This is a genomic window from Streptomyces sp. NBC_01410 (assembly GCF_045040195.1).
Taxonomy (GTDB): Bacteria; Actinomycetota; Actinomycetes; order Streptomycetales; family Streptomycetaceae; genus Streptomyces.
The window spans coordinates 7,104,480-7,121,664 of sequence record NZ_CP109530.1; the positions used below are offsets into that span (position 1 = coordinate 7,104,480).

The 17,185-nt window shown below is 70.1% G+C and carries 19 protein-coding genes; 9 read left to right on the forward strand and 10 right to left on the reverse strand.

Features of this window, described 5'->3' with window-relative positions; translation table 11 throughout:
• Positions 1–549 (forward strand): hypothetical protein, encoded by a 549-nt coding sequence (locus tag OG741_RS32545; protein ID WP_405603672.1) that lies wholly within the window; start codon positions 1–3, stop codon positions 547–549.
• Positions 550–810: 261 nt separating this feature from the next.
• Here OG741_RS32545 and OG741_RS32550 read toward each other — a convergent pair whose 3' ends face one another.
• The gene (locus OG741_RS32550) at positions 811–1,392 is read right to left on the reverse strand and encodes a CGNR zinc finger domain-containing protein (RefSeq protein ID WP_405603674.1); all 582 of its coding nucleotides are present in this window, start codon (positions 1,390–1,392) and stop codon (positions 811–813) included.
• 106 nt (positions 1,393–1,498) lie between these two features.
• Between OG741_RS32550 and OG741_RS32555 the strand changes: the two genes are divergently transcribed.
• Positions 1,499–2,362: an SDR family NAD(P)-dependent oxidoreductase gene (locus OG741_RS32555; protein ID WP_405603675.1), complete on the forward strand. Its 864-nt coding sequence runs from the start codon at positions 1,499–1,501 to the stop codon at positions 2,360–2,362.
• Between the two features lie 375 nt (positions 2,363–2,737).
• On the opposite strand, the gene OG741_RS32560 is transcribed toward OG741_RS32555, so the two are convergent.
• Positions 2,738–3,550: an N-formylglutamate amidohydrolase gene (locus OG741_RS32560; RefSeq protein WP_405603677.1), complete on the reverse strand. Its 813-nt coding sequence runs from the start codon at positions 3,548–3,550 to the stop codon at positions 2,738–2,740.
• Positions 3,551–3,810: 260 nt separating this feature from the next.
• The gene (locus tag OG741_RS32565) at positions 3,811–4,302 is read right to left on the reverse strand and encodes a hypothetical protein (RefSeq protein ID WP_405603678.1); all 492 of its coding nucleotides are present in this window, start codon (positions 4,300–4,302) and stop codon (positions 3,811–3,813) included.
• Between the two features lie 201 nt (positions 4,303–4,503).
• On the opposite strand from OG741_RS32565, the gene OG741_RS32570 reads away from it, so the two are divergent.
• From OG741_RS32570 to OG741_RS32585, 4 genes are all read left to right on the forward strand, one after another.
• The gene (locus tag OG741_RS32570; RefSeq protein WP_405603680.1) at positions 4,504–5,316 is read left to right on the forward strand and encodes an SAM-dependent methyltransferase; all 813 of its coding nucleotides are present in this window, start codon (positions 4,504–4,506) and stop codon (positions 5,314–5,316) included.
• Between the two features lie 114 nt (positions 5,317–5,430).
• Positions 5,431–6,336 carry a LysR family transcriptional regulator gene (locus OG741_RS32575; RefSeq protein WP_405603681.1) on the forward strand — a complete coding sequence of 302 codons (906 nt, stop codon included), beginning with the start codon at positions 5,431–5,433 and terminating at the stop codon, positions 6,334–6,336.
• A 91-nt stretch (positions 6,337–6,427) separates the two neighbouring features.
• A complete protein-coding gene (locus OG741_RS32580) occupies positions 6,428–7,006 on the forward strand; it encodes a cysteine dioxygenase (RefSeq protein ID WP_405603683.1) in 579 nt (192 codons plus the stop codon).
• Complete coding sequence (locus OG741_RS32585) at positions 7,006–8,046, forward strand: YeiH family protein (protein ID WP_405603685.1); 1,041 nt, start codon at positions 7,006–7,008, stop codon at positions 8,044–8,046. The genes OG741_RS32580 and OG741_RS32585 overlap by 1 nt, the downstream gene beginning before the upstream one ends.
• Positions 8,047–8,058: 12 nt before the next feature.
• On the opposite strand, the gene xylB is transcribed toward OG741_RS32585, so the two are convergent.
• A complete protein-coding gene (gene xylB / locus OG741_RS32590) occupies positions 8,059–9,537 on the reverse strand; it encodes a xylulokinase (protein ID WP_405603686.1) in 1,479 nt (492 codons plus the stop codon).
• A gap of 159 nt (positions 9,538–9,696) precedes the next feature.
• Here xylB and xylA point away from each other — a divergent pair, with 159 nt between their 5' ends.
• Positions 9,697–10,866 (forward strand): xylose isomerase, encoded by a 1,170-nt coding sequence (gene xylA, locus OG741_RS32595; protein ID WP_405605876.1) that lies wholly within the window; start codon positions 9,697–9,699, stop codon positions 10,864–10,866.
• Positions 10,867–10,967: 101 nt separating this feature from the next.
• Here the strand turns inward: xylA and OG741_RS32600 are convergent, their stop codons facing one another.
• The 3 genes from OG741_RS32600 to OG741_RS32610 form a co-directional block, all read right to left on the reverse strand.
• Complete coding sequence (locus OG741_RS32600) at positions 10,968–12,236, reverse strand: ROK family protein (protein ID WP_405603687.1); 1,269 nt, start codon at positions 12,234–12,236, stop codon at positions 10,968–10,970.
• 158 nt (positions 12,237–12,394) lie between these two features.
• Positions 12,395–12,928, reverse strand: a complete 534-nt coding sequence (locus tag OG741_RS32605; RefSeq protein ID WP_405605878.1) for a toxin-antitoxin system, toxin component — start codon at positions 12,926–12,928, stop codon at positions 12,395–12,397.
• A gap of 45 nt (positions 12,929–12,973) precedes the next feature.
• Positions 12,974–13,606 (reverse strand): helix-turn-helix domain-containing protein, encoded by a 633-nt coding sequence (locus OG741_RS32610; protein WP_405603688.1) that lies wholly within the window; start codon positions 13,604–13,606, stop codon positions 12,974–12,976.
• Positions 13,607–13,857: 251 nt separating this feature from the next.
• On the opposite strand from OG741_RS32610, the gene OG741_RS32615 reads away from it, so the two are divergent.
• On the forward strand, positions 13,858–14,919 hold the full coding sequence (locus OG741_RS32615) for a transcriptional regulator (protein WP_405603690.1): 1,062 nt from the start codon (positions 13,858–13,860) through the stop codon (positions 14,917–14,919).
• Positions 14,920–15,307: 388 nt separating this feature from the next.
• Positions 15,308–15,778 carry a hypothetical protein gene (locus OG741_RS32620; RefSeq protein ID WP_405603691.1) on the forward strand — a complete coding sequence of 157 codons (471 nt, stop codon included), beginning with the start codon at positions 15,308–15,310 and terminating at the stop codon, positions 15,776–15,778.
• Positions 15,779–15,787: 9 nt separating this feature from the next.
• Here OG741_RS32620 and OG741_RS32625 read toward each other — a convergent pair whose 3' ends face one another.
• From OG741_RS32625 to OG741_RS32635, 3 genes are all read right to left on the reverse strand, one after another.
• Positions 15,788–16,081, reverse strand: a complete 294-nt coding sequence (locus tag OG741_RS32625) for a hypothetical protein (protein WP_266483327.1) — start codon at positions 16,079–16,081, stop codon at positions 15,788–15,790.
• Positions 16,082–16,153: 72 nt separating this feature from the next.
• Positions 16,154–16,609, reverse strand: coding sequence for a hypothetical protein (locus OG741_RS32630; RefSeq protein WP_405603692.1), 456 nt, complete (start codon positions 16,607–16,609; stop codon positions 16,154–16,156).
• Entirely contained in the window at positions 16,603–17,124 is a 522-nt protein-coding gene (locus tag OG741_RS32635) for an ATP-binding protein (RefSeq protein ID WP_405603694.1), read from the reverse strand. The genes OG741_RS32630 and OG741_RS32635 overlap by 7 nt, the downstream gene beginning before the upstream one ends.
• Between the last annotated feature and the right edge of the window lie 61 nt (positions 17,125–17,185).

Below are 17,185 nucleotides of genomic sequence, written 5' to 3' on the forward strand. Positions count from 1 at the left end.
ATGGATATTGTTCTGGATCCGCCCCACGGCGTCGGTCCGGTTCGGCTGGGGATGACACTTGACGAGGCCGTGGCCGCGGTTTCCCCGTGGGGTCCCCACAGGATCGACGAGGAGTTCGACTACTTCGACGATGAGGACGAGGACGAAGAGGACACGCCGGAGGAGGGGGAGGCCTCGAAGACCGTCTATACGGCGCTCCAGGAAATCCGGGTCAATGTCCTCCTGGAAGGCTCAGGGGAAGTGGTCACGGCTGTTGAGCTGTGGTGGCCCGGCGAAGGCCGGCAGACCGAGGTCCGGGTGCTGCTCGACGGTGACGACGTCTTCCTCACCCCCGCCGAGGACCTGTTCCTGAGAGCGGCCGAACGTGGTTGGACCGTGGACCGGACCGAGGCCGAATACCCCTTCGTCCCTGGCGTATCGCTCGGATTCACACGCCAGACCTCCCAGGAGGTCCCACGTACCCCCGACGGTCTCCCCGTCCACGTCACCTCGGTACTGGTCGGCGGCGAGCACTACTACGACAGCCGGATCAAGAACCGCGCTCGCTGAGCGGGTGCAGGCATCGGCGGTGATCCCGCTTCCACGAAGTGGCTGCCCGGGGCTGCGGGAGCGCGGAGTGCCCGATGGGCCCGGCTAGGGCGTGTTTGAGAAGTAGCGCCGTCCGCCCGCAGGGTGGGCCCCGCGGCGTCTGGTGCGTGCAATCGCAAGGCGGAGGATCGTCCTCGTACTGGACGTACTTGGGCGACTCCGACAACATCGCGAGTGTGCGTGCCAGGCGTCGCGGGGCAGGCGGGACTTCTAAAACACGCCCTAGCGGCCTTCATCCTTCGCCTTGCGGCTGCGGTAGGTGCGCATGGCGACCTGGGCTCCGCATCGATTCGGGCTGCAGTAAGCCGCGGAGGAATTGCGCGTCCGGTCGTAGAACCCGAGGTGGCACGGCGGGTTCCGGCATGCCTTGAGTCGCATCCAGGAGCCGCGCAGGGCTACGTCGGATGCTGAGGCGAGCATCTTCGCGAGCGCGCCCGGTACGCCGCTCTGGGTGGGCGCGAGGTGTACGCCGGAGGCGGTGATGACAGGAGCCAGGGGATAGAGCTCCGCACTGCGGCGCAGATACTCCTCGGCTCCGGCTCGGCCCGCCTCGTCCTGCTCGCCCGCATGGGCCAGCAGGACGATGACCAAGGCGTCCCTCAGCTCACGGGCGGCGGCGGCATCGGCATCCGTGACCAGCGATGCGGAGTCGATCAGGTCCTCCCTCCGCAACCACTGCGAAAGGGCGGCACCGTCGAGGAGTTCCTCACGACTGCCGTCGATCGCACGGGTGTTGACGAAGGTGAGTACGACCTCCGCCGACGCCGAAGGGCTGAGCGTAGTCCGGCTTGCATCCATGGCCATGAAGCCCACAGTACCCGAGGTGAGTGAGGCGTCATTGCTGTCAGGCATGGACATAGGGGCGCCAGTTCGCTTGCTAGTTAGGAGCTAAATGCTTATGGTCCTAACCATGACGAACGACAGTGACACCTCGAACCCTGCCCGCACCTGGTTCATCACCGGCTCCTCTCAGGGCCTCGGTCGGGCACTGGCGATCACCGCCCTCGACCGCGGCGACCGCGTCGCGGCAACTGCCTGCCGCACGGAGTCGGTCGCCGACCTCGTCGACCGCTACCCCGGCCAGGTCATCGCGATCGAACTCGACGTCCAAGACGAAAGCGCGGCCCACCGCGCCGTCGAGCAGACCCTCGCCGCCTTCGGCCGCATCGACGTGGTCGCCAATATCGCGGGATACGGACTGTTCGGCGCCGTCGAGGAGGCGACCGACGCACAGGCCCGGGCCATCTTCGACACCAACGTCTTCGGCCCGCTGAACGTGCTGCGCGCGACGCTGCCCGTCCTGCGAGGGCAGCGATCGGGCCACATCCTCCAGGGATCCTCGCTCTACGGGCAGTTGGCGCACGCGGGCGTCGGTCTGCTCGCCGCCAGCAAGTACGCGCTCGAAGGACTCTCCGACGCCCTGGCTGCCGAACTCGCCCCCCTGGACATCAAGCTCACGCTGATCGAGCCGGGCTACATGGGGACCGGCTTCCTGTCCCACCTGGTGTTCGCCGAACCCACCCCCGACTACGACCGGACCGTGCGCGCCGTCCAGAGCTCGCTCGGTGAACTGTCCCCTGAAGCGTTCCTCGATGCCGCCCGAGTCGCCGCGGCCGTCATCAGCGCCGTAGACGCCAAGCAGCCGCCCCTGCGCCTCGCCCTGGGACGCGCGGCGGAGGACGGCATTCGCGGCGCCCTCGCCGCACGCGTGCGCGAACTGGACGACTGGACCGGCGTCACCCGGGAGGTGGACGCCGCTCTCCAGGAGTCCTGACCAATCGGGCCTGGCTGCGGCCGGGTTGCCGGAGGCCCGGCAATGGACTCCAGCAGCCCGGCGGCAAACGCCATGAAAACACTGGCGACCCAGGTGACAACCGGCATGCCTGGACGTTCAACGCCTGCCTGCCAGGCGGCCGCATTAGCCGGATCGTCCATCGCATGTAGTGCGCCCAGACCCCGACCGCGTTGCAGAAGCCCTTTGAGCGAGTCCACCGTTGCGTATGCCTGGCCACCCGCTGATTCGTTGCTCATCCATGCGGACCCTGCCCGAGACGCAGCAGAGGCACCAGGCAATTTTGGTGCGCAGCCAAGGAGGTTGCTGCGCAAGAGACCGGCGATCGGCCAAGGGCGACCGGGATGGCCCCGACCGCTACAGGACTCTCGTCCCGCCCGTGTGACCGAACAGGTCGGCCACCGCGCGTGCGAGCGCCGCGAGGCCGGGGCCGGCGGGGCCGCCCGGCTCCGTCATGTAGAGGTCCCTGCGGACCTCGATCATCAGCGCGCTGACGCGAGGGTCCTTGCCGTAGTACTTCAACGGCACATACGTACCGGCGAAGGGCGTGTTGACCGCCGTGCCGCCGAAACCGGCGAACGCCTTCCCGGCCAGGGCGACGAGCTCCGGCGGAGTGTGGAAGTCGTCGGCGCCCAGGCAGACCGGCGGCCTTGGGCCCTCGCCGTGCAGCTCGTACGGCAGTGGCTCGGTCGGATACGAGTGGATGTCGACGACGACAGCGCGTCCGGTTGCCGCCAGCCGATCGCCGACCGCTGCGGTCATCGCCTCCGCGTACGGACGGAAGTAGCGGTCGATCAGCGGCTGTGGGTCCACATCCGGTGAGCGCAGTTGCTCGCCATGCGTGGTGTGGGTGTAGACCGTGCCCATGCCGACGGCCAGCATCTCCTCCCGTTCATCGGGAAACCGCTCGGGATCGATCACTAGTCGCGAAAGACCGTTCACGAAACGCCAGGGGGCGACGGGAGCGGCCTCTGCCGCCGCGGCGGCGGCGATCTCCGCGGTGTGGGCGTCGGTGATGTGGTCGAGCTCCCGCCCCAGCGCCGCGTCGTCCAGCTCGATACCGCTGCGGACCGGCTCCGGTACGACTCGAGATGAGTGGGGGACGTGCAGAATCACCGGCGAGTCGGCGGCGCCGGGCAGGAGTTCGAAAGAGCCGGGGGTGTCGTTCATAACGGTCCTCATTCTCTATCCGTGTGCAAGAACGGGGCCGGGAATTCCGGCGATTGCGGGTGGGCGGGCCCTCACCTGCGTATCCGAAGTGAACGCCTGTTCAGTGGAGCACTCGCACCCCGCCGGGGGCCTGCGGCCCTCCGCGAGGAGCGCTCCGGAATACGAACCGCCCGCGCTCCGCGTCGCAGTACCTCTCCCAGGTACGACGTTCACGGTCGTCCCCGACCTAGTGCGACCGGCCCGATAGACGGCCGCCGGAGTCAGTCCCCGCGCCGCCCCCGGAAGTCCACCGAGGTGACGAGGGCGTAGTCGAAGGAGATCGGGTCCCCCTCCTCGTCCATCGGGTAATCGAAGCTGCTTTCGTTCGAAAGGATCACCTTGAGGTCGGGAAGGGTGTCCACGCCGTCGTCGTTCTGCTCGACCGTGTGGCCCCGTTCCTCAAGGCGCTCCAGCAGCTCTTCGCTTGGAGTCCGGAAGACGTCGAGCCCGTCGAGGACGACCGTCACATCCGCGTCCTCGACTCGGAACCGGTACACATGGATGTCTGTCAGCGCGCCCTTGGTGAAGCCGAGATTGAACTCCGTCTGGGACTCCCCGTGCTCGCAGAGCACCTGTCCGGGCGCGTCACCGTAGTCAGGGTCGGACGGGGCGAAGCCCAGTTCGCGCGCGGCCCCGACCGCCTCGTCGGCCGACATGCCGAGCCTGAGCGTGTCAACTCCCACCTCCGGCTGCAGCTCCAGAATCATCGCCATCCCTTCCAACCGTCCGATATGTGCCGCCGCCTACTCTGCCGCATCCCCCAACCACCGCTCGCCCCCTCCGTCGGCGCACCTCGCCCTCACCTGCGCCCAACTCCCCGTTCCCGGAGGAAGAGTTGCTTGCCGGTGGTCTCTCCTCCTGCGAGGATCACATGATCGACGAAGCAGAATTCCTGACCATCCAGGGAGCGCCTCATGACCGGGAGCGAGCCGGCCGTCCCCAGGATCGACACCAGCAAGCCGCATCCGGCCCGGGTGTACGACTGGTTCCTCGGCGGCAAGGACAACTACCCGGTCGACGAGCAACTGGGACGCCACATCATGAGTATCGACAACCGCGCCAAGCATGTCGCCCAGACCAACCGGTGGTTCATGCACCGCGTCACCCGATGGATGGCGGGCGAGGCGGGCATACGCCAGTACCTCGACATCGGCACCGGCATCCCCACCGAGCCCAATCTGCACCAGATAGCCCAGGGCGTGGCGCCCGAGTCCCGCGTCGTCTACACCGACAACGACCCGATCGTGCTCACCCACGCGGAGGCGCTGCTGCGCAGCACTCCCGAGGGCGTGACCGACTACATCCAGGCAGATGTGCGCGAGCCCGGGCGCATACTTGAACAGGCCAGAAAGGTCCTCGACTTCGAGCAGCCGATCGCCCTCTCGCTGGTGGCGCTGCTGCACTTCGTCGCCGACGAGGCCAGTCCGTACGAGCTGGTGGGACAGCTCGTGGACGCGTTGCCGTCCGGCAGCTATCTCGTACTGTCGCAGCTCACAGCCGACTTCGACCCGCTCGCCGTCCAGCGCGGCGTCGACATGTACGCTGCGGGCGGCGTCACCCTGGTGCCGCGCTCGCGCGACGAGGTCGGCCGCTTCTTCGAGGGGCTTGAGCTGACGGAGCCCGGCATCGTCCAGCTGACGCGGTGGCACCCCGAGCTGGGCGTGGACGAGGTCACCGAGGGGAACGAGGCGGCTTCGCTCTACGCGGGAGTGGCGCGCAAGGCGTAGCCGTGGCAGTAGCGGTCGTCGGCGGCGTATCGCGGCGGCGTATAGCGGCGGCGTATAGCGGCCAAGCGAGCGGCGGGGTCCCCCGGGTACCCAAATTCTGCTTATGATTCAGATGTGTTCGATTCCCGGCACATCAGAACGTTCCATGAAGTGGTCAGAGCCGGTTCGTACTCGGCGGCCGCCCGCACCCTGGGCTATACGCAACCGGCGATCACCCAGCAGATGAAGTCCCTCGAACGGGACGTCGGCACACCGCTGTTCATCCGGGTCGGCCGCCGTATGCGTCTCACCGAAGCGGGCGAGGCCCTGTCGCGGCATGCCACGGTCATCCTGGACAGCATGTCAGTGGCCCAGCAGCAGATGAGCGCGCTGACCCGGCTGCGCGCGGGAAGGGTCCGCGTCTGCGCGTTCCCCAGCGCCAATGCCACCCTCATCCCGGAGGCGATGGCCCGCCTCGCCGCCGCCCACCCCGGTGTGCGCGTCGACCTGCTGGAGAGCGAGCCGCCGGAGTCGCTCCATCGCCTGGTACGCGGGGAGTGCGACATCACGCTCGCCTTCACCTATCCCGGCCTGCATGAAGAGGTGCCGGACGAGCTGGTGGAGATCCCGCTCCTGGAAGACCAGTTGACGGTGCTGCTGCCGACCGGGCATCCGCTGGCGCGGCGCAGAGCCGTCCAGCTCGCGGATCTGGCGCAGGAGCGGTGGATAGCCGGATGTCTGCGCTGCCGCGCCAATCTCCTTCACGAATGCGGCGAGCAGGGGTTCGCGCCGGACATCGCGTTCACGACCGACGACAATCTCGTGGTGCAGAGCCTGGTTGCGGAGGGGCTCGGCGTCGCGATGATCCCGGCGCTCGTACTGAACTTCCTCTGCCACCGCAAAGTCACCGGACGGCCGCTGCAACCCGCTTCCCGGCGGCAGATCTCGGCGTATGTACTGAAAGAACATCTGCGGATACCCGCGACGGCGCTGGTACTCGACGAGCTGAAGAAGGTCGCGGCGAACAAGATCGGCTGCTGAGACAGCGGCGACCCACTGATAAGCGGAGCTTGGGGAGTCGCCAAGAAACCGTCGTTGGACGTGATGGGTCGGGCGGCTCGACGCTGCCCGTATGACCCTCTCGACCGGAACGACCGCCTTCACGGCCGCCCGCACGACCGACCGCCTCGACGCGCTGATCGCCGACGTGCGCGAGGCCGTCGGGAGAGGCCTGCCGCCGGACCTGACGGCGTATCTGGTCGGCGAGCGCCTCGCACCGCATCTCGGCGCGGACGATCTGCTCACCTCCGAGCAGTGCGAGAGCGACCCCGCCCGCTACCGCCAGCATCTGCTGCACGCCGAACACGACGGAAGCTTCTCGATCGTCGCCCTGGTCTGGCTGCCGGGCCAGGGGACTTCGGTGCACGACCATGTGTCGTGGTGCACCACCGGTGTGCACGAGGGCGAGGAGTACGAGCGGCGCTACCGCCTCCTCCCCTCCCAGGCCACCGGCGCGGCCGCGCGCCTTGTCGCCACCGGCGATGTCGTCAACGGGCAGGGCGAGGTCTGCGGATTCGCGCCGCCCGGCGACATCCACCGGGTCTGGAACGCGGGACCCGGCCGGGCGATCTCCCTTCATGTGTACGGGGCGGACATCTCGCGTCTGGGCACCAGCGTCCGGCGGGTCTACGAGCTGCCGGCCGACCGCTGATGGCGCTGCTGAGGGAACGGGCGGCCAAGGCACCCCCTTCCGCGGCCGCGCCCCGCACCCTGCCCGGCCTTGCCCTCGCCGCGTCCGCTGTCGCCGTCGCCTGGTCCGCACACCAACTCCTGCCGGACATACCGATGCTGACCGCCGCCGTGGTGCTGGGAATCGTGGCGGCGCATCTGCCGGGCGCACGCGCCCTGGTCCGGGGAGCGGCCCGCCCGGGACTCTCGTACGCCGCGAAGCGCCTGATGCGCGTCGGTATCGTGCTGCTCGGGCTGAAGCTGAGCCTGGACGACGTCCTCGGCCTCGGCTGGGCGACGGTCACCATGGTGCTCGGCGTCGTCGCCGCGACCTTCCTGGGTACCTGGTGGCTGGGCCGCCGGATGGGGCTCCCGGGCGATCAGCCGCTGCTGATCGCCGCCGGATACTCCATCTGCGGGGCGTCCGCGATAGGCGCGGTGAGCGAGGCGACGGACAGCGACGAGCGCGACGCCGCGACGTCCGTCGCGCTGGTGACACTGTGCGGAACCCTCGCCATCGCCGTACTGCCGTTGCTGCAGCAGCCGTTGGGGCTGAGCGAGGCGGAGTTCGGGCGCTGGGTCGGCGCGAGCGTTCACGACGTGGGGCAGGTCGTGGCCACCGCGCAGACCGCGGGCTCCGACGCGCTCGCTGAGGCGGTCCTGGTCAAGCTGATGCGCGTGGCGCTGCTCGCACCGCTCGTCGCGGCGGTGGCCTTGTCCGTACGACACAGACGGCGCGGCGCTGCGACGGCGAGGAAGCGGCTGCCGCTCGTCCCGCTCTTCGTGGTCGGCTTCCTGGCGATGGTGGCCCTGCGCAGTACGGGCCTGCTGCCGACATCGGTCATCGACGTGGCACAGCACGCGCAGGAACTCCTGCTCGCCGCAGCGCTGTTCGGTCTGGGCAGCGCGGTCGACCTGCCGTCCCTGACGCGCACGGGGGCGCGGGTCGCGGCGCTGGGGCTGAGCGCGTGGGTGGTCGTGGCGGGGGTCTCGTACGCGGGAGTCCTGCTGGTCATGGGCTAAGCCGCGCGAACGTTATGCGAGCAGCGTCGGCGCCGCCTTCTCCAGTACGGCCGTGACCCGCTCCCAGGTCGCCATGTCCCGCTCCACCGGCGGGAGTTCGACGGCCCCGCCGTCCCTCTGCCAGCTGCTCGCCAGCGCGACCGGGTCCTCGCCCGTCGCGGCTCCCGCCGCGAGGGCCGCCGCGCCGAGCGCGACGAGCTCGCCGCTCTGAGGGATCAGCAGCGGGCGGCCGGAGAGGCGGCGCACGGTCTCCACCCAGTGCCGTCCCTTGGCTCCGCCGCCCACCAGGCGCAGCGGGCGGGCCGCCACCTCCTCGTCGGCCGGGTCGAGGCCGCAGGCGCGGAGCACTTCGTCCAGCGCGCGCAGCACCGTCACCACCGCGCCCTCGTAGGCCGCGCCGAGGAGCTGCTGGCGGGTGGTGGTGTGGCGAAGCCCGGTGAGCAGACCGGAAGCAGCGGGCAGATCGGGGGTGCGCTCCCCGTCGAGGTAGGGCAGCAGCACGACTTCACCGCCCGCCTCGGCGGCGTCACGGCCGAGGCCCAGCAGGGTCGCGATCTTGTCGACGGCGAGCGTGCAGTTCAGGGTGCAGGCCAGCGGGAGATACGTACCGTCGGCGGCGGCGAACCCGGCGAGTGCCGGAGAGGCGGGCCGGGTGCGGCTGGCCGCGAAGACGGTGCCCGAGGTGCCGAGGCTGAGGGCCGGGTGGTCGAGGAGCCCCGCGCCGCCGAGCCCGAGGCCGACCGCGGCGGCCATGTTGTCGCCGGTGCCCGCGGCGACGGCGATGCCCGCGGGCAGGCCGAGGTCGGCTGCCGCGGTGTCGGTCAGCGAGCCGATGCGTACGGCTCCGGTCGCGGCCACCGGGGGCACCAAGTCGGCGTCCAGGCCGATGAGTTGAAGGATTTCCGGGTCGTACGCGCCGGTGGCGGTGGAGTACCAGCAGGTGCCCGAGGCGTCACCGGGGTCGGTGGCCGCGGTGCCCGCAAGCCGTTCGGTGAGGAAGTCGTGGGGGAGGCGTACGGCGGCGGCCGCCTTGGCGGCCCGTGGTTCGTTCTCGCGCAGCCACTGCCACTTGGCGGCCGTCATGGAGGCGACCGGTACCGATCCGGTACGGGCGGTCCAGGCATCGGGCCCGCCGAGCGCCTCCGTGAGGGCGGCCGCCTGCGGGGCCGAACGGGTGTCGTTCCACAGCAGCGCGGGACGGACCGGACGTCCGGACCGGTCGAGGACCACCAGGCCGTGCTGCTGGCCCGCGACCGCGATACCGGTGACTGCGGAGGCGGGCAGGCCCGACTCCTTGAGCCCGGCGGAAACGGCCTCGCGCAGCGCGTACCACCACACCTCGGGGTCGCTCTCGCGTGCGCCGCCCTCGCCGCCGACCTGGTGCGGGGCCCGGCCGACGGCGAGCGTGCGGCCGGTGGCGGCGTCGATGAACGCGGCCTTGGCGGACTGGGTCGAGCTGTCCACGCCGATGACCGCCTGCTGCGCGGGCATGGTTCCCACCTCTCCCTCCCGGCCTATTTGGCCGTCCGCCGAACAAATTACGTCAAGCGGTCGTGCGCGAACAGGTGTTGGGGGCTACTGCGATCGGGATGGGGTATGCATCATTAGTAAGGTCAGCAAACAAACCAGGGTCCGAAGGCGGTCATGGCCATGGCGCAAGGCTTCACTCCCACCCCCGACGACAAGTTCAGCTTCGGCCTCTGGACGGTCGGCTGGCAGGGCAGAGACCCGTTCGGGGACGCGACCCGCCCGCCACTGGACCCCGTCGAGTCCGTACAGCGGCTCGCCTCACTCGGCGCGTACGGCGTCACCTTCCACGACAACGACCTGATCCCCTTCGGCGCCTCCGAGTCCGAGCGCGAGTCGCACGTCAAACGCTTCCGGCAGGCGCTGGACGCCACCGGCCTGGTCGTGCCCATGGCCACCACCAATCTCTTCACCCACCCTGTGTTCAAGGACGGCGGCTTCACTGCCAACGACCGGGACGTACGCCGGTACGCGCTGCGCAAGACCATCCGGACCATCGACCTGGCCGCCGAGCTCGGGGCGCGCACCTATGTCGCCTGGGGCGGCCGCGAAGGCGCGGAGTCGGGCGCGGCGAAGGATGTACGCACCGCGCTGGACCGGATGAAGGAAGCCTTCGACCTGCTGGGGGAGTACGTCACCGAGCAGGGCTACGAGCTGCGCTTCGCCATCGAGCCCAAGCCGAACGAGCCGCGCGGCGACATCCTGCTGCCGACCGTCGGCCATGCGCTGGCCTTCATCGAACAGTTGGAGCGGCCCGAGCTGTACGGAGTCAACCCCGAGGTCGGCCACGAACAGATGGCCGGGCTGAACTTCACGCACTCCGTCGCCCAGGCGCTGTGGGCGGGCAAGCTCTTCCACATCGACCTCAACGGGCAGAACGGCATCAAGTACGACCAGGACCTGCGCTTCGGCGCGGGCGATCTGCGGTCCGCCTTCTGGCTGGTCGACCTGCTGGAGACCTGCGGCTACGAGGGCCCGAGGCACTTCGACTTCAAGCCGCCGAGGACGGAGGACGCGGATGGGGTGTGGGCGTCGGCGGCGGGCTGTATGCGCAACTATCTGATTCTGCGGGAACGGGCCGCGGCGTTCCGCGCGGACCCCGCGGTCCGGGAGGCGCTGCGGGCGGCGCGCCTGGACGAACTCTGCCGCTCCACGGCTGAGGACGGGCTGTCCGGGCTGCTGGCGGACCGGTCCGCGTTCGAGGAGTTCGACGTGGAGGCGGCGGCGGAGCGGGGGATGGCGTTCGAGGAGCTGGACCAGCTGGCGCTGGACCACTTGCTCGGGGTGCGCTGAACAGGGCGCCTGCGGCGGGCTTTCACCCCACCCCGCCCTCCCCCAGACTCCGTCCGGGGGGACCCCCAACCTCCCCATGTGCGACCTTCGGCCGCATGTCCTCAAACGCCGGACGGGCTGGATGTGCGGCCCCGTGCCGCGTACCGCACCGGGTCTCCCAGTACGTCCCGTACCACCAGCGCCGCCGCACCCCGTGCCGCGTCCGCCGCCGGGGACGCGGCACGCAGGCGGCCCGCGGTCTCGGGCCACAGGCCCGAGACCACCCTGGCCGACAGCTCGCCGTCGGCCGGCGGCGCCAGCCACGGCAGCAGCGGTCCGTAGATCCCGCCGAGCACCACCGCGTCCGGGTCGAAGAGGTTCACCGCGCCGGACAGCACCCGGCCCAGCAGCAGCCCGGCCCGGCGGAGGGCCGACACCGCGCGCTCGTCGCCCGCGCGGGCCCGGCGTTCCAGCTGGGCCACGCCCCGCGCGCCGCTGTGCTCGTCGAGGCCCGCGGCCCGCAGCAGCGCCGACTGCCCGGCGTACTGCTCCAGGCAGCCGCGCGAGCCGCAGCGGCATTCGGGCCCGTCCGGGGACACCACGACATGGCCGATCTCACCGGCGAAACCGTGAGCGCCGCGCAGCAGTTCACCGTTCAGGACCAGCGCGCCGCCGACCCCGATCTCGCCGGTCAGATACAGGAAGCTGCGTACGTCGCCGAGGCCCCCGAACCACAGCTCCGCCAGGGCCGCCACATTGGCCTCGTTCTCGGACCGCACCGGCAGGACGGGCTGCGCGGGACGCAGCGCGGCAAGCGCCTCGGCGAACGGGCCCTCGGCCGCGACGCGCGTCCAGCCGAGGTTGGGCGCGTACCGGACGGTTCCGGCCGAGACGAGGCCCGGCAGCGCCAACTGGGCGCCGACGGGGTGCAGGTCCTGCTCGGCCGCGGACACCAAGGCCCGGGCGGCGATCAACGCGGCCCGGTCCAGCACCCGCTCGGGCGGCGCGCCCCTGTTGTCGATGTGCTCGACCAGCCGCACCCGGTCGGTGCCCGCCAGGTCGACCACGCACACAGCGACATAGTCGACGTTGATCTCGACCCCGATGCCCGCGACTCCGGTACGGGCCACCTTCAGCACCGTGCCCGGACGGCCCGCCTGACCGCTGAAGGTCTTGCCCGACTCCGTCAGGAACCCGCTGTCCAGCAGCTGCTCGACCAGGGAGGAGACGGCCGCGCGGGTCAGCCCCACTCGCGCCGAGACCCCGGCCCGGGTCACCTCGCCCGCGTCGCGGACCGCCCGCAGCACCAGGCTGAGGTTGTGCCGTCGTACCGTTTCCCGGTCGGCCTTGGGCTCCAGCGGTGGATGGTTCCCGGGGCCGTTCCCACTCACGCGCCCGCCGGATCGGTCTCGAGCTCTGCCACCGGGCGCAGTGCGCTCACGGACCGCAGCAGCGGGTCACGCCGCCTGCGGCTGAATCCCCGCGGCCGACAGGCGAACGCGACGGCGTGCGCCGCGCCCGGTATGCAGAGGTCCAGGCCTTCCACGCATCAGCCCTGCGGCTTTCGGTATCCCAGTGACGCCTCGATACGGCCCTCGATGACGTCCAGACCGGGCAGGGGACCGTGGGCGGGCGAACTCGTCAGCAGTGAACGGCACTTGGAGCTCAGCAGCAGACCGAAGCTCTCCGCCTCGTTCTCCTCGGCGACGTTGAAGTGCGTACGGGCCGCGACCTTCAGGACGGTGTCCTGAAGGTCGGCTCCGTCGTTCAGCAGTCGTGCCGCGACGGCCGCGCCTTCGACGTGGTGGCTGCAGTGACCGGCCTGCATGTGCCACAACTCATGCCCGAGGATGACCAGTTGGTGGTCGGGGGCGGTGCGCTCCTCGATGACGATGAGGTCCTGGTCCGCCATGTCGAGCCAGAGCCCGCTCGCGGTTCCCGGGGGGAAAGAGGCCATGCGGAACTGGACCGGCCGGCCGCGTCGGCTGCTCATCCTTGCGCACAGGGTGGCGTAGAGGTCCGTCGGTTCCGCGGGGACGGGCAGGTCGATTCCGGCGATCAGTTCGCCGCACAACCGCCGCATCTCTTTGCCTTTGTTCACCGTTCTCCCGTCGGTGCAGGGTTCACTTCAGGACTCCGTCGGCTTGACGCTCTCCAGGAGCATGTCGAGCCATTCGGTGACCTTGTCGCGGTGCTTGTCGGTGGGAAGCTGGGCCGCGCGCCAGGCGATGCCCCGTACCCCATGGTCCTGCAACAGACGCTCCAGCGGGTCGCTGTCGCCGGTGTAGTCGTGCAGCAGCGTCTGCTCGGTGCGCTGCAGGGCGCCGTCGAGCGCGTCGGCGTCCTCGGCGGTGAGGAATCCGGCGTGGACCTTGAAGAAGCGCTGAATGGCGTCGCAGTGCTCCATGGTCGGCCGGCGGTCGCCGTTGATGAGAGCCCCCGCCTGCTGCCGCGACATGCCCGCGCCGTCGGCGATCTCCTGCTGGGTGTAGCGGCGGCCGTTGGGCTTGAGCCGCGTCCTGCGCAGCAGATCGAAGCGCTGGAGAAAGCGCGCCTGGAGGTCGGGTTCGCCGGCGGGCCGGCCGTCGAGGAGGTCCCCGACCACTTCGGCGGGGACGCCGGAGGCCTCGGAGAGGTGATGTACGTCGAAGACCTCACTGTGAGGCACACCGAGCTTGCCCGCGAGTTCGGCCAGACGGGAAATCGATGCCGTCAGGGGGCCTGCGGCTGTCGGGCCCGGAACCAAGAAGCCGTCTGTCACCAGTAGGTCTCCTAGATCACGCGAGGTCACTCCGCACACAGTGGGCTGCCGGGAGAGTAACTGTTTCAGGGAAGTGTAACCAGGCCTTGCCACAGCTGTGGCGCGATCTGAGCGCTCAGCGGCGGCCAATGCCACGATAGTTGACATGACCCTGTGCGGGTAGCAGGATCGCCCACGCGGTGATGATCCAAATGGCCCTGCCGCACCGGGACTTCGAGAGGGTGGCGTTCTCGATGACATATGAGGCAGGCGTGGAACGACCCGGTGCCCATGGGCGGCGAGGCCACTCCGGCACGGCTCGCGGCGCGGTCCGGGCAAGGCGGGTCACCGATGTCATCAGGCGGCGCCGCGAAGAGCTCGGGCTGAGCGTGGAGGACGTGGCCGCCCGGCTCGAGATCAGCACAGGCGCGTACGGAAACTGGGAGTGCACCCCCGCCCAGGACTGGACCGACGACAGGCTCTGTGCCCTGGTCAAGGCCCTGGAGATGAGCGACCAGCAGGGCGGCTGGCTCTTCCGTCTCGCCGTCGACCGGGATCCCCCTGCCACCTGCAACAGGCCCTCGTCAGCGTCCTTGTCCACGCTTCCGCTGGGACCCGCGCGCCCCTCGGGTCCGGCGTTCCCGTCCGGGCCCATTCGCCCGTTCGCGCCCGTCACCGCACCCGCGCTGCCCACCCCCGCGGCGCCCGGAGAGCCGGACCCCGGTGCTGCGCCGGACCCCGAAACCCAGGCCTACCTGCACGACTATGCCGCGATGATGGACGCCGTGCCGATGCCTTCGGTGCTGCTCGACCGGCGCTGGGACGTGGCACACGCCAACCACTCCTTCGCGGCGCTGTTCCACGGCATCGCGCCGCACCCCACAGCCATGCCCGGCGACAACTTCCTCAGGTTCGTGCTGTTCCACCCGGACGCCGGTGCGGTGCTCGGCGACCGTGAGACGAGCTGGTGCCTGCCCTTGCTGGCGCAGCTCGACGCGGCCCTGGAGCGTTACCCGGAGGACCGAGTCCTTCAGGCCATTCGTGGCGACATCGCGGGCGATCCGATCATGGACGCCGCCTACCGCTTCGGACTGCCGCACTGGATGCGCGTCATGGGAGCGGCGGCCGTGCATCACGACGGAGCCGTACGGCCGCTCCACCACCCCGATCCCCGGTGGGGGCGCACCGAGTGCCGGATCCTCGACGAGACCCCCGGAACCCTGCAGGACCGGGGATTCACCCGGCTGACGCTGGTCATGCGCGAGGGTCGGTCCGCCGTGTCGCCCGACGTGCGGCGCGGCAAGTCGCATCTGCGAGCGGTCTCCAGCGGCTGAGGCGCGGGCGTCGCCCGCGAAACCTGACCTGGGATCAATTTCGCGGCCGATCCGCTGACCGACGGTGCCTGCGTGACTAGCATGGAACCTGAATTCGCTTGTGCGGCAGGGGGAACGCCTGTGCCCGAGATCGATGCGCTGCTCGACCGGCAGCGGCTGCTCGCCAGGGTCCTGAACCGCGGCGCCGACGCCGACGCCGATCGAGTCAACGTCACCAGCCCGGCGGACGAGGACGCGGGCGGGGACATGATCGCCGTGCGGCGCGCGGAGCTGGGGATCGCCCTGCACGAGGCGCTGAGCGACTCAGCCGACGGGGAGCGCAGTGTCGCCATCGCCGGAAACAACTCCGGGATCGTTTCCACCGGCGACGGTGCGACACCCTGCACCAGTGAGCGGCAGGCCCGGTCTGCAGAAGCCGGACCACGCCGAGCACAAGCCCGACCGGTCGGGCGGCGACCGGTCGGTGAGCGTGGGCGGCGACAACCACGGCATCGTGAGCACCGGCGATTACGCGAACAACGTGCTCATCCTTCCCGCTGCGCGCCCCGCCGACAACTCGCTGGCCGGGAAGGCCAATCTGCTCGCGGACAGGGTCAGCGCCTTCCTGAAGCGTGAGGAGGAGCAGCAGCGGTTGTGGGATCCGGCCCCGCTGCCTGTGCGCTGTCGACCGGCACCTGAGACGTTGACCGGCCGCCGGGACAGCATCCTCGACGTCTCGGCCGAAGCGGCGGCCACTCTCCCGCTGGACCTGACCGGTCCGCTGGAAAGGATCGCGGCTGTCTACAAGGGGACAAGGCCCGGCAGACTGATCCGCCACGCGCGGCTCCGGGATCGCCTGGCCGAGGTCTACGAGCAGTAAAGATCAAGCTCAACGCATCGACGCCACGGCCCACTCCGACACGAGGGCCACCGCGACCCCGACCCCCAGCACCGCGGTGGCCACCCGCGTACGCCCCTGGCGGCTGAGCACCAGCGCGCTGCCCGAGAGGATCAGCGCGATGCCGTAGAAGCCCATCGTCAGCACCGAGTGCGTGCTGCCGAGCCGCAGCACGAGCGTGACCCCCACGGCGATCATGATGACCGCGGAGAGAGCTATCCGTACATGACGCGCCTGGCGTGGTGTGAGCCCCTGCCGCTCCGGGCTCGAATTGGCTTCTGACATGCATCAAAGCCTATGCGGTCCCGGGGGCTTTCGGGCTGCAGGGGCTGATCTTCCGTGTGCCCCTGCGTCGGCTCAGGCGGTGCGCGCGCCGCCCACACCGGCCGTCCACCGGGGAGCTGTTCCGGTGAGCTGGCACGCCATCAGATAGAGGGGGATCGGCGGGGTGTACGGGCTGGTGTCGTCGGGCCGGCGGATCAGCCGGGGATTCACCGCCGGTACGTACGCGCCGCGGGCGTAGTGCGACGGCAGCGGCCAGGTCAGCTCCAGGTCCGAGCCGGCCGGCACGATCCACCACCACCAGTCGGTGTCGGCGAAGACGCAGCCGTAGCGCGGCAGTCCGCCCAGCAGCCGGAAGCCGTGGCGCGCGGGAAAGCCCACGGCGTCACAGCCCAGATGGGCCGAGAGCGTGGGCGGAAGGTCGAGCCGGGTCAACGGGGTCTCGGTGCGGACGGTGCCGCGGCGGGCGCTCCGTGGGAACCTCCGGGAGAAGCTCCGGAAGAAGAGGAGCGTCGCCAGGCTTTTCAGCATGGCCTCTGCGGATCGTGCGGAATGCCGCTTTCCCGGGATGCGCGGGCGTGCGGAATGCCGCCCTCCCGGGACGTGCGGGCGTGCGGCAGTTCCGCCCAGACGAGACGGCCGGGGCCGTGCTGCGAGTCGTACGCCCCCCAGGCGCTGCTGACGGCCTCGACCAGCAGAAGGCCGCGCCCGCGTTCCTCTTCGAGGGTGTGGCACACGTGCGGGCCGGCGGGGGACGACCCCTGGTCCTGCACGGTGATACGCAGGCGCTCGGCGCCGTTGAGAAGTTCGCAGGCCACCAGATGGCCGTCGGTGTGCACGACCGCATTGGTGACCAGTTCGGAGACGACGAGCATCGCTGTGTCGTGAACGTCCCCGCCTATGCCCCAGAGTTGCAGCCGCTCGCGCGCGAGTCTTCGCGCTCTCGCGACGAATTCGACGCGCGCCGGAAGCTCGAAGCCGTACCGGTGGTGGTCGGCCCCCGAGCACTGGTCCACGTGTGGGGCGGTGAGCGCGTCACGGTTCACCCGACCACTCTCCCGCTGTAATGGTCAGCTTGGCAAGGCCCACTTTGAAATATTCAGAGTG

Coding starts and splice junctions, on each gene's coding strand:
- OG741_RS32560 (WP_405603677.1), bottom strand. CDS start 3,550: ATGAACGACACCCCCGGCTCTTTCGAACTCCTGCCCGGCGCCGCCGAC.
- OG741_RS32570 (WP_405603680.1), top strand. CDS start 4,504: ATGACCGGGAGCGAGCCGGCCGTCCCCAGGATCGACACCAGCAAGCCG.
- OG741_RS32585 (WP_405603685.1), top strand. CDS start 7,006: ATGGCGCTGCTGAGGGAACGGGCGGCCAAGGCACCCCCTTCCGCGGCC.
- OG741_RS32625 (WP_266483327.1), bottom strand. CDS start 16,081: ATGTCAGAAGCCAATTCGAGCCCGGAGCGGCAGGGGCTCACACCACGC.
- OG741_RS32545 (WP_405603672.1), top strand. CDS start 1: ATGGATATTGTTCTGGATCCGCCCCACGGCGTCGGTCCGGTTCGGCTG.
- OG741_RS32630 (WP_405603692.1), bottom strand. CDS start 16,609: ATGCTGAAAAGCCTGGCGACGCTCCTCTTCTTCCGGAGCTTCTCCCGG.
- OG741_RS32565 (WP_405603678.1), bottom strand. CDS start 4,302: ATGGCGATGATTCTGGAGCTGCAGCCGGAGGTGGGAGTTGACACGCTC.
- OG741_RS32580 (WP_405603683.1), top strand. CDS start 6,428: ATGACCCTCTCGACCGGAACGACCGCCTTCACGGCCGCCCGCACGACC.
- OG741_RS32550 (WP_405603674.1), bottom strand. CDS start 1,392: ATGGCCATGGATGCAAGCCGGACTACGCTCAGCCCTTCGGCGTCGGCG.
- xylB (WP_405603686.1), bottom strand. CDS start 9,537: ATGCCCGCGCAGCAGGCGGTCATCGGCGTGGACAGCTCGACCCAGTCC.
- OG741_RS32605 (WP_405605878.1), bottom strand. CDS start 12,928: ATGCGGCGGTTGTGCGGCGAACTGATCGCCGGAATCGACCTGCCCGTC.
- OG741_RS32555 (WP_405603675.1), top strand. CDS start 1,499: ATGACGAACGACAGTGACACCTCGAACCCTGCCCGCACCTGGTTCATC.
- xylA (WP_405605876.1), top strand. CDS start 9,697: ATGGCGCAAGGCTTCACTCCCACCCCCGACGACAAGTTCAGCTTCGGC.